The following is an 11,847-nucleotide window of genomic DNA, read 5'->3' on the forward strand; positions in this document are numbered from 1 at the left end:
TAGTTATCTGACATGATTTCAGGGCAGACCCTTTAACATTTTACCATATAAAAAAACGCTTGTAGGAAAAATGATCCCACAAGCGTTAGATAGTAAATTATTTTTCCCCTTCTTCTTCGTCAGAATCCAAAAACAATTTTCGACTCGGAATAGCGATCTCGACCCCTTCTTGATCGAGGATTTCAAGTATTTTCAAATTAATTTCTTCTCTTATGTTGAGATATTTTCCCCAATCAGTCGTTTCCGTAAAGAAATACAACAAGATATCAAGTCCATTTTCCTTATATTCATTAACAGTAACAAAAATGGTTTCCTGATGAATTTCTGGATGATTTTTTAATAAAGAATTAATTTTTTCTACGGAAGATTTTATCGCACTTCTTGGCGAATCATACGTTAAACGTATATTGAAAGTAATTTGGCGCTTCCCCATTTTACTCCAATTTGTAATAGATTCATTCACTAATGTTGCATTTGGAACGGTAACGAGTGCCTGGGCGAATGTCCGAACTTTTGTGCTACGAAATGATATATCTTCCACTGTTCCTTCTACACTTGGCGTCATAATCCAATCATCAATCGTAAAAGGCTTCTCGGTAATAATAATGATCCCCCCAAATAAATTAGCTAATGCATCTTTAGCGGCAAGAGAAAATGCGAGACCACCTAGACCTAATCCAGTAAGAAAACCACCAATTTGATAACCAAATACATCTAAAATAACACTAATACTAATAGCAATAATAATAAATTGTAATGTACGTGATAAAAATGGAATGAGAATTTCGTCTATCTTCATATTTGTGCGATCATTTATCGTTTTAAATAGCTTAGAAGAGGTAGAAGCCAAATTAAACATTCCCCAAGTAATAAGAAAAATGATCACTGCACGAATCACTTTAATAAGTGTTACATTGTCTTGGTTTAAATATGGATAGTAGTGAATAGCAACATAGATACCGATAATAACAAAGACCCATTCCATCGGCCTTTGGAATGCTAAAAATAAATTAGGAAAAAAATTCGTTTTTCCTTTTCGGCTTATTCTTAAAATGATTTTAAATATATATTTTGTAAACAACTTCCGGAAAAGCAAAAAAAGGAAGAAGATACCTACTGATATACCTAGCTCTCTTAAATGTTCATATGATATAAAAACGTCCCAAGTCATTTGAATTTCATACTCCTGACTGTTGTTGAAATGTTATATGTATTTATTAGGCTATCATACATTTCATGCAATCGTCTACTATGAATTAAACTTTATCTGAAGTAAGAACATTCGCCATATAATCGCGGAGAATCGCCAGATATGCACAATGATTCGCCATCAAATCGCAGAGAACCACCATATAACGCCGGAGAATCGCCACCAAACCGCGATTACGCACTAACTAACGAAGAACTGCCAGATAGTTGCCGAAGAAATGACTAAAGGTAGAATGAAAAAGAAAGAGTTTAAATAATATGTTAAGTGTTTATACGTTATAATAATAATAACTACGTATGAAAGGAAGTGGATACTACTATGAGTTCCGTAAATGTTTGGGACGCAGATCTGTATGATGATAAATTGAGTTTTGTTTCTCATTTTGGTAAAGGGATTGTTGACATTTTGCAGCCTAAAACAGGAGAGAAAATTTTAGATTTAGGCTGTGGAACAGGGGATCTTACCAATGAAATCTTAACGTTAGGTGCGGATGTCACTGGAATTGATGCATCAAAGGAGATGATTGAGAACGCTCGAGCGAAGTATCCAAGCATTTCATTTGCTGTCGAGAATGCGGAAAATTTTAGAACAAACGAAAAGTATGATGCTGTATTTTCAAATGCTGCACTTCATTGGATGAATCAAGCAGATAAAGTAATAAAATCTGTTGGACATGCCTTACATCCTTATGGTCGTTTTGTTGCTGAATTTGGTGGAAAAGGAAATGTACAAACGATTATTCGGGGGATTGCGGAAGTGTTAGCAAAAGACTATGGAATTAATGCTGCAGAAAGAAATCCTTGGTATTTTCCAAGCATTGGAGAGTACAGTCGCTTGCTTGAGGAGCATGGATTTACAGTGACTTTTGCACAACTTTTTGATCGACCAACACTACTTCCAGATGGGGAGCATGGGTTAAATCATTGGTTAGACAGTTTTGCGGATGACTTTTTCCCCGAATTTTCTAAAGAAGAAAGAACAGTTATTTGTAAAAAAGTAAAAAATGAAATCCAATCTGATTTATATAAAGATGGCGCATGGGAAGTTGATTATAAACGCTTGCGAATTGTTGCAAAAAAAAACGTATAAAGTAAAAATAGCGTGTTTCGATTTCCGAGCACGCTACATTGCTTTTTTCACTTTCTTCTTTTTTCTACCCCCAACAGACAACCAAGTCACAAAAATAAGCATGAGTATGACACCAAGCAATTGAAAATGAAGTAAGACAGTTCCGAACCATAAAACGGAAATAATCATAGCAGTTAAAGGTTCGACAGCAGATAAAATGCTTGCTTCGACAGCACTAATATATTTCATACTACTTAAAAACAAAACAAATGCTAAAGTTCCAAATAGGATTAAAAGAAGCATAATCAAAGGTATATTGCTTTGAAAAAGCAGGTCCCATTCATTCGATTTCCAAACTTGGTTCACTGCACCAACGACGATTCCACCTATTAACATTGCCCAGCCAACAACTATTAAAATGCTCCATTCCTTCATAAGTCGGGCAGGGTATATGGTATAAAAGGCAAATGCAATACCTACGATCACGCCCCAAAATAACGCTGTTTTGCTTACTAATAAAGTACCTAGACCTCCGTTCGTCATTAGTAAAAAAAGACCGATTAACGTTCCGGTAATTCCAATAATTTGATAACGTGGTGGAAAACTTTTATAGGATATCGAGACATAAACAACGACAAAAATCGGTGCTGAAAATTGTAATAACGTGGCGACCACTGCATTACTCGCTTCGATCGTTGCGATAAAACCATATTGCACGCCTAACATACCAAAAATACTAAAAACGACGAGCTGATTTCGCCAAGAAGGCATTTTCCAAATCGACAAAATATCTTTTTTACAAATCAGTAAATAAGCTAATAAAAGAGTGCCACCTACTATTAATCGAACGGTCAGCAAAAAAGGTACAGACATAGTTGTAGTTGCTAACACCCATTCAAGAAGTGGGCCCGTTGTTCCCCAAAGGAGCCCCCCTAAAATGATCAAAGTTATTCCTTTTACACGTGCCATATGATTGCCTCATTACGTAAAAATTTTATGCTACTTATTAATATTATCATTTATAGTCTTTAAAAACTTATTCGGTTCATCCACTCGAATTGATACGAATTTATAAGCTTTTTGTTTTCCAATAAAGAGAGTTGCTTTCGCAGGCACTTTTAATTGTATAATCACGTGTGGACTGGTTAATTCAAAATCACGCGCAATGAATTCAATGGTGTCTTTTGCGCACTTTTGCTCTAATATTCTAGGTTCATCGATTATTTTTTCAATATTAGACCATTTTACTTCCATTCGCTTCATAAATCCTAGGGAAATAAACATGCCTTCTTTGGTTGTTTGTAACGCATTATGTCGTATTGCTTGTAAATCACCGATAAAGAAGATAACGGTATATATATTTAGCACGAGTAAAATAATCGACAAAATAAAAAATTTTTCATGAAGCCACCAATGAATAACGAGCGTTTCAAGAACAATACTATGGATAATCATGATTTGCATCGCAATTAAACTTGAATTTTTGTGCAATGTGAACGTATTCTCATTGCTATTTGGTTGTTTCTTCCAACTTAAAAAAGCATAATAAAATAAAAGCATCTCTGTGCAAATGATTTTAATGATCAATGGTGTAGATTTGATATGTTTATCAATAGCGTTCGAGAATGAAAATAATACTGGAAGTGAACTATCCCTAACAGAACGGATAATAGCAGGCAAGTATTTAACCAAGAGGATAAGGAGACTTATTTCAAATAAGACGATCATCCCCTCTACTGTAAATCCAACCCAAGTTACAGCTTCAAATGGCTTTAAATATTCAATTGGAATTAGGAAACGCACAAGTACTAGACCACCAGCGATTGTAATAATGATGTTTTTTAAATTCCAATTTCGTCTCCAAGCAATGAACAATAACGGTGAAATGATTGCAAGATCGATGATGGATCCAACAACGACCCCATTTGGATTCTCAGGTAAAATGCTCACTCCAAACGTCGAATGGTATAACGAAATGTTTGATGCGAGTACAAGAGCAAGTAAAATAAGTAAACTATTACGCTGAAAGAAAACATTTTTTAATACCATGGCGCATCATCCTTTTATATTATACATTCATCATATCATAATTTAGAATGGAAAAAGCATATAGCTAAACAATGAAAAAGACAAATTTGTGAAGCCAAATAAAATTGGATTAAGAATGAATAAAACAAAGCTGAAAAGGATATTTTCCTACCATGAATCATTGTTGTCTATAAAAATATGAACGATCCATTTCTGACAGATTTAAGACATTCTATGAAGGGGATATACAACGGAAATCAATTATTAAATGGTTTTTTCAATTAATGGTAATCAAGATTATAGGTTTTATTCTATTAATAAGATAGCAAGTTGAGATGGGAAAAAGAATTTTGTGCATAAACGAACAATTTAACTCAAAGTTACGTATAAACGATAGGATGGATTTGTGTATTATTATTACTGATTTAAAGCCCATAAGAAAATAACAGTTGATCTCGATGCAAAAGGCAGGCGAGATTGTCGCCAGAATTGGTGATAAGAAAAAATGAATATTTAGTACTACACTTAACACCCCAATGATTCATTGCGTTTACACCAAGTGAATCGTTTCATTCGCTAAAATTAGAAAAAATCAATACGAAGGGGTGTGAAGTAAGAATTTATAGGGAGAATAATACCCCGAATGGGATTTCGGGGCTGAGGATGTCGATCTTATGCTTGATCGGATATTGAAGTGGCGCATGCTGATGGAATACATATTCGCTGGGCGACACGAAGATAATTAGGATCGACACTTGGATTTGCTTCTAATATACTTGCAATCGTTACGTTAAAATCCTGAGCAATACGATAGAGCGTATCTCCTTGTTGAATAATATAAGCAATATGATTTGGTGGACAAGCTGGGATACAGATGATTTGGCCGATTATTAGATTATATGGATCGATGCCAGGATTTGCTGCAATTATTCTTGATAATACAACTTCAAGCTTATTCGCAATAAATTGCAATGTGTCACCTGGTTGAATGACGTAAGGATATTGATTTTCACGGCACTGATGATACGGATTATACAAAAGAGCACTTCCTTTATCATTGTTCTTTTGTACACCTTATGTATAATAAACGGCTTTTGTCATACATTTCTTTCTAAAGTTTTGTCATTTGGAAGATGTTATTAGTATTGTTAGGAAAACTACACCATGTTCTTCTTCAAATTATTTAAGCCGATCTCTCCCACAAGCGACATTACTTGTCTATCCGAGCTTTGAATCGATAAAAATTGTGAATTAATCGTCGTTTTTTTCTATGCCAACCTTATAAATATTTCTAGGTCTTCCTCTTGAACCCGGAGATTCTTCGCCGATGATTTCTGCAACCCCCGCTTTCATAAGGTTATTCAAAATACGGCGAGCATTTCTTTCGGACATTTTCAGCCAGTTTGCCATTTCTTTAGCTGAAATTGAATGTTTGCCAGAATCTTGTTGAATGGATAAAATTTTATTAAATGTAGTAATAGTAACACCACTTTCTTTCAGTTTCTTGCCTATTTCTTTGTCCTCATTTCGGTACCCAAAAGTAATTTTATTTACACTTTCCAATGGTCCTTCCACTTCACCATAATTATCTACAAGAAACGCGCTAAATTCATCGTAGTTTTGAGCATGGAGTAGCGCAAGTCTTGCATTTTCTTCTGCGGCTAACGTTGTATCTCCATAGCCAATTCCTATATTAGCCGGCAAATCAGTTATTAACATTAATTGTTCTAAAAGAAAACTGACTTGCTGTTCAATATTTTCAAATGATCCCCTAGTAGAATAGATATGGAAAGTACCGATTCCTATCGGGACAAATGATCCTGAAATCTCTTCTGTAAACGACAATATAGTTGATTGCAATTCAAGATTTAGGCGATGGGCATCGTATGATATCATTTTTTCATAATCAGACTTCTCAATATTACTTACCTTAACAACAATAACGGTGATCTGAGACTGTTGAAAATGAAGTGCTTTTCGATATTGTAATGCAAGTTTGATTGTTGATTGAATACTCGCTCTCGTAGGAGTTATCCGATAAACCGGAATGCCTTTTTTGTTTAAACTTTCGTAGACATCACTTAAACAGGTGAAGCAAATAAAGTTATGATCCTCTTCATATACACTAAGATGAAAATTAATCACTTCATTGATAGGGATATAATCTTTAATTTCGTACCATCTAATGTCTTCATAGGGAAGCTTCAAGTCGGAAAAAGTATCCGTAATATGTTGCCACTCTAGCATATCAACGCTAAGCTTGTTTAGTACTTTTTTGTCCTTATACCCACTTTCTAAAAGAGATTTCATTAGACTAGATCCATTTAAAGTTAAATAAAAAAAAGGTTGATTCGAATTACTTTTTTTAGCTAATAAATAAGGAGTAAGACCAGAAAAAATCCATACATCTACTAAGTGTTGATTTTGATCAACGATAGCAGTTGTTTCTTCTACAAATTCATATATAAAGAGCATTAATTCTAACTGGTCTTCATATTCTTTTGCAATCTCACTTACTAAATCAAGCGAATCTTTCGGTCCAACAACACCAACTTTTGCTTTCATATTACTAACCCCCATATATATTTAAAATAATTGTAAGAGTGAAAATCTTATAGTAAATTTCTATGTTATGTTCTTAAAAGCTATTTATTACAATATAACAAGATAACTCTGAATGAAACAAATTTTTATAATTTTTCTCTATTTGTAAACATATAACATGATAATTTAGATTACTAAAACAAATATGTTTTTTAAAAAGATTAAAAAATTAATTTAAAAAATAGTTGACAATTATCTGAATAAAGATTATATTAAGTCTAACAGAAAATAAAGAATCATTTAGGGTTGTTTGTTCTATTTTTTTCATAAGGAGTGAAAGCGCAATCATAAACCTTTTTTAAGTAACTTGAAATCATGAGTTTTATTTTTTTTGATTAATTTAGGAATAAATACGGACATATTCCTTAATAAACCAAAAGGAGGATGAATATGATTACAGATAAGTTTGATGCTTCAAAACTAGATAGTGATTTATACAGGGATGTTATTGGTCATTTCGCTAGTGGAGTTACTATTATTACTACTAAACATGAAAATGAAAAATTTGGGATCACGGCTAGTGCGGTTACGTCGTTGTCACTTGATCCTCCAATGTTGATCGTCTGTGTGAATCAGCAAACTGGAACATGTCATGCCATTTCAAAAGCAAAAAAGTTTGGGGTTAATATTCTACACGATGGGCAAGGGGAGATGGCATTTAAATTCTCACGTCCGAAAACAGATAAATTTAAAGGTACGAATTACACATTTGGAAAATTTAATGTACCTATATTAAATGACGCTTTGGCACATTTAGAGTGTAAAGTCATAAAGGAAGTTACGGGAGGAACCCATTCCGTGTTTTTAGCGGAAGTTATCTATGCGGGAACAAAAGACAAAGCTCCATTGACTTACTACCGTGGAAAGTTTGGATACTTTCAGCCGTATGACAATGAAAAAACATATAGAACCATTCGAAAAAGAGTTTTAGAACGTGATATTTCTGCAGGAGAATCAATAAATGTTGAAAATTTACAAGAAGAATTATCAGTGCCAAAACAAGTTATTTATTATGCTTTAGCCAAATTGGAGGCGGAACAGCTCCTGTCACAAATGGAGGATGGTAATTATACGGTCACTCCATTAAATATTGAGTTGTTAAATGAAGCCTTGGAAACCCGTATGGTGTTAGAGGTTGCAGCGATTGAAAAAACAGTTGGAAATCTTTCAGAAGATGAGCTTAAAGAATTACGGCATCGTGTTGAATCTACAATTTTCAAGGAAAATGAATCAATTAATCCAGATCAATACATTGAAGCAAACACAGCTTTACATGACTATACAATGGCTTTGGCTAGAAACGCCACATTACTAGATTCGTATAGAAGGTTAACTGCTGAGGCCGTCATGTCAAGTGCATTACGCGTAGCGTTAGAAGCAAATAATCCGACGGCTTATTCCGAGCTAAATAGACTTTCAGAAGATCACGTCTTGCTATTGGGAGCATATGAATCGGGTAATAAAGAAAGAGCAAAACAGATCATCATCCAACATGCAGAAGAAGCTAAAAAGTTAGGTAAATATTTAATTGGAAGTGCTGGTGGCAGCATTTAACAATAGATTAACACTTTAGGGAGGAAGGAATTATGGCACTACTAACAGGTCAACAGTATAAGGATTCATTGAATGATGGAAGAGAAGTTTACATTGATGGAGAAAGAGTCTCAAACATTGCGGAGCATCCTGCTTTTAAGCCGATTATAGATGTGAAGGCTAGGATGTATGACATGAATCATGAAGAAAAGTATAAACATATTACCACAGCTAAACTAGAGGATGGAGAAGAAGTTTGCCGTGCTTATAAAATGCCTGAGACAAAAGAAGATTTAACTGCTATCCGTACATATGTAGAAACGGTCTTAGATGATTTAGGTGGGGTAGTCTATCGTGTAGGAGATGAAACGATAGGTGAAATGTGGTCATTGTATGACGCTCAAGACCGATTAAATGAAATTGACCCAACATATGCAACGAATATAAGAAATCATATTGACCGTATTGCGAGGGAGGACATTTTTCATGTCTCTGCAAATACAGATCCGAAAGGCGATCGAAGTAAATTAATAAATGGAGAAGATGGTGGGACTCTTTTACATGTCGTTTCAGAAAATGATAAAGGAATTATCGTGCGGGGAGCAAAGTTTGAAACCGCCGCTGCCTACGCACACCAAGCTTTTGTTAAACCGACAATTTCTAATTGGTCAAATACTAGTGTAAACATGGAGCCATATGCCGTTGGATTTATTTGTGACATGGGAGCGCCGGGTTTAAAGCACATTTGTCGTTCGCCAGTAGGCTCAGGTAGAAATCCAGAGAATTATCCCTTATCTACTAAATTTGAAGAAATTGATACATTGCTCGTTTTCGATGATGTTCTCATACCTTGGGAAAATGTGTTGTTCCATAATTCATTAGAATCGGCAAAGTATATTCGAGAAACAGTACACCGTTATTCAGCATTCAACTATGTGTTACGTCTTTTAAAAAGAGCAGATTATTTAATCGGTGCAGCATTATTAAACGTAGAACAAACAGGTTTAACGAAAATACCAGCAGTTCAAGAAAAGTTAACAGAATTAATTACATATCGCCAAACAATTAATGCCCATTTAACCGCTGCAGTGTCAGAGGCTGAAAATACGGATGGTGGTTTAATGATGCCGAACCAATCATTGTTATATACTGGTCGAATTCATGCTTTGAAACATTTTCCTGCTATGGCTCATTTAACGAGAGAATTAGTTGGTGGACAGTTGGCGGTAACACCAGATATGGTAACGATGACCGATCCGCAAATTAAAGATTATGTTGATCGTTATTATTCGGTAGGAAAATGGAGTGCAGAAGACCGTGCTAAGTTATTATACTTTGCCCGTGACTTGTTAAATTCATCTTATGCAGGACACCAAGTGACGTTTGAATTATTTGCTCAAAGTCCACCGTTTGCACAGTCTGCGGCAGCGTTTAAGAACTACGATTTAGAAGCCCATCGTAATATGGTATTAAAGGCTGCAAACTTAGCTCCACATTTAGTACAAAGTTAAATATTGTATCAAATTGAAAAGGAGGCTAAGTATGAAAGTTCACAAAGCAAAAAGTTTACAACTCACTGGATGTATTCTTACAATTGGTGCTTTAGATGGTCTTCATAAAGGACATCAGGCATTAATTCGTTTTGCGAATCAGCGTGCCCAAGAATTAAATGTCCCACTTGTAGTCTATACATTTGATCCGCCGCCGAAAGTTTTCTTTCAGCATGCCAAGTTATTATTGCCTGTTGATGAAAAAATAACGATGTTAGAAAATCTTGGTGTACAGCATGTAATAATTGCACCATTTGATGCCAATTACATTTCACAAGGAACTGATGCTTTTATCGAGGAACTATCATACTTACATCCTCTTGAAATTTGTGAAGGTCATGATTTTCGTTTTGGAAGAAATAGGGAAGGAGATATAACAACATTACGAAAACACTTTCATGTGTCGGTTTTTGATCCAGTACTTTGTGAATCAGGAAATGTAATTTCATCTACACGAATACGTTCTCTTTTTGTACAAGGGAAGGTAAACGAAGCGCTAGAACTATTAGATTGGGATGGAATAAAAGCTGCACCTATGCATTTAATAAAATAAATTGGAGGTATGTTCACAATGAGCATTCAAGAAGATACAAAAAAAATGGAGATAAAAAGAATTAGAAAGTTTAAAACAAAAGATTTTTACCCTGCAGAGCTAGGAAAACCTGAACATCATATAGAAAACGAACTTAGTATGGCTGTTCGAGCTGGAAATAGAATCTTTCTGCGTGGGCAAACAGGGTTTGATCTTGAAGGTAATTTCCATGGAGTTGGAGATGTAGCTGCTCAAACAGATATGGCGTGCAAGTGTGTGAAGCAATTAATTGAAGAAGCTGGTGGAACAGTCAATGATATTTGCAAAATGACAGTTTATATATTAAAGCGTGAAGACAGAAGTAAAGTATATCCGGTAATTGCTAAACATTTTAAAGGAGTTTATCCATGTAGTACGGGGTTAATTGTCAGTGGTTTTGCAATGCCTGAAATGCTTATGGAAATTGATGTTGAAGCGGTTATTAGTAATTAAGACTATTTAAAGGATGTTAGATTATTAGGAGGATTTATACACATGAAAATTACTAGTACATTTTCAGTAGCGGGCAGATGTTCTAAAACAGGAGCTCTCGGGGTGATCGTTACTTCAAGTAGCCCCTCAGTTGGAGCTAGATGCCCTTGGGTAAAAGAGTCTGTCGGTGCCATTTTAACACAGAACGTTACAGACCCAAGACTTGCGAACATAGGTCTTAATGTGATGGAAAATGGTTTTGATGCAGATTCAGCTATTCAAGCAATGAAGGAATCTACTCCTTTTTCGGAATACCGTCAATTAGCTGTTGTAGATAGTAGCGGAAAATCAGCTGTGTTTACGGGTGCTGAAGCTTTAGGTGTCCATGGAGAGTTTAACAGCGAAAATGTGGCAAGTATAGGCAATTTGTTAAGCGATCCAACTATTCCAAAAGAAATGGGGAAAAAGTTTTTAGAACTTGAAGGTTTACCAATTACAGATCGATTAATTGCCGCGATTGAAAAAGGGTTTACTATGGGGGGAGAATTGGATCAAGAGCGCTCTATAGGGTTGCTTGTATACTTAGAAGATGCTTTTCCTTATGTTGATTTAAGAGTAGATTATAGCGATAACCCTCTTGAAGATTTAAAAGCGCTTTGGGATATTTATGAACCTCAAGCTGAAGATTATCGAATTAGAGCTATTACACCTGAAATAGCTCCATCCTATGGAGTACTAGGGGACGAATAAATAATAAACAGTAGCCTAAGATGTAGTCGGAAAAAAAGATTGCATCTTAGGAAATAATGAACCTTTCAATCTATCATTAATAACAGTTATTAACTTAGCAA

General features: G+C 35.0%; 11 protein-coding genes. 6 read left to right on the top strand and 5 right to left on the bottom strand.

Going from position 1 to position 11,847, the window contains the following annotated elements; genetic code table 11:
• Positions 1-97 precede the first annotated feature (97 nt).
• Entirely contained in the window at positions 98-1,171 is a 1,074-nt protein-coding gene (locus DFR56_RS10210) for a mechanosensitive ion channel family protein (protein WP_110395337.1), read from the bottom strand.
• Positions 1,172-1,528: 357 nt separating this feature from the next.
• Here DFR56_RS10210 and DFR56_RS10215 point away from each other — a divergent pair, with 357 nt between their 5' ends.
• Positions 1,529-2,299: a class I SAM-dependent methyltransferase gene (locus tag DFR56_RS10215; protein ID WP_110395338.1), complete on the top strand. Its 771-nt coding sequence runs from the start codon at positions 1,529-1,531 to the stop codon at positions 2,297-2,299.
• Between the two features lie 33 nt (positions 2,300-2,332).
• Here DFR56_RS10215 and DFR56_RS10220 read toward each other — a convergent pair whose 3' ends face one another.
• From DFR56_RS10220 to DFR56_RS10235, 4 genes are all read right to left on the bottom strand, one after another.
• Positions 2,333-3,247, bottom strand: coding sequence for a DMT family transporter (locus tag DFR56_RS10220; protein ID WP_110395339.1), 915 nt, complete (start codon positions 3,245-3,247; stop codon positions 2,333-2,335).
• A 30-nt stretch (positions 3,248-3,277) separates the two neighbouring features.
• On the bottom strand, positions 3,278-4,327 hold the full coding sequence (locus tag DFR56_RS10225; protein ID WP_110395340.1) for a beta-carotene 15,15'-monooxygenase: 1,050 nt from the start codon (positions 4,325-4,327) through the stop codon (positions 3,278-3,280).
• 651 nt (positions 4,328-4,978) lie between these two features.
• The gene (locus DFR56_RS10230) at positions 4,979-5,344 is read right to left on the bottom strand and encodes a LysM peptidoglycan-binding domain-containing protein (protein WP_110395341.1); all 366 of its coding nucleotides are present in this window, start codon (positions 5,342-5,344) and stop codon (positions 4,979-4,981) included.
• A 213-nt stretch (positions 5,345-5,557) separates the two neighbouring features.
• Positions 5,558-6,871 carry a hypothetical protein gene (locus tag DFR56_RS10235; RefSeq protein WP_110395342.1) on the bottom strand — a complete coding sequence of 438 codons (1,314 nt, stop codon included), beginning with the start codon at positions 6,869-6,871 and terminating at the stop codon, positions 5,558-5,560.
• A gap of 429 nt (positions 6,872-7,300) precedes the next feature.
• Here DFR56_RS10235 and DFR56_RS10240 point away from each other — a divergent pair, with 429 nt between their 5' ends.
• From DFR56_RS10240 to DFR56_RS10260, 5 genes are read left to right on the top strand one after another with little or no spacing between them, the layout of a single operon-like run.
• On the top strand, positions 7,301-8,464 hold the full coding sequence (locus tag DFR56_RS10240; protein WP_110395343.1) for a flavin reductase: 1,164 nt from the start codon (positions 7,301-7,303) through the stop codon (positions 8,462-8,464).
• A 32-nt stretch (positions 8,465-8,496) separates the two neighbouring features.
• Positions 8,497-9,954 (top strand): 4-hydroxyphenylacetate 3-hydroxylase family protein, encoded by a 1,458-nt coding sequence (locus tag DFR56_RS10245; protein WP_110395344.1) that lies wholly within the window; start codon positions 8,497-8,499, stop codon positions 9,952-9,954.
• Between the two features lie 31 nt (positions 9,955-9,985).
• Positions 9,986-10,546, top strand: coding sequence for an FAD synthetase (locus DFR56_RS10250; protein ID WP_110395345.1), 561 nt, complete (start codon positions 9,986-9,988; stop codon positions 10,544-10,546).
• 18 nt (positions 10,547-10,564) lie between these two features.
• Positions 10,565-11,017, top strand: coding sequence for a RidA family protein (locus tag DFR56_RS10255; protein ID WP_242694794.1), 453 nt, complete (start codon positions 10,565-10,567; stop codon positions 11,015-11,017).
• A gap of 42 nt (positions 11,018-11,059) precedes the next feature.
• The gene (locus DFR56_RS10260; protein WP_110395347.1) at positions 11,060-11,746 is read left to right on the top strand and encodes a DUF1028 domain-containing protein; all 687 of its coding nucleotides are present in this window, start codon (positions 11,060-11,062) and stop codon (positions 11,744-11,746) included.
• Positions 11,747-11,847 lie beyond the last annotated feature (101 nt).

The organism is Pseudogracilibacillus auburnensis, assembly GCF_003201975.1.
Taxonomy (GTDB): Bacteria; Bacillota; Bacilli; order Bacillales; family Amphibacillaceae; genus Pseudogracilibacillus; species Pseudogracilibacillus auburnensis.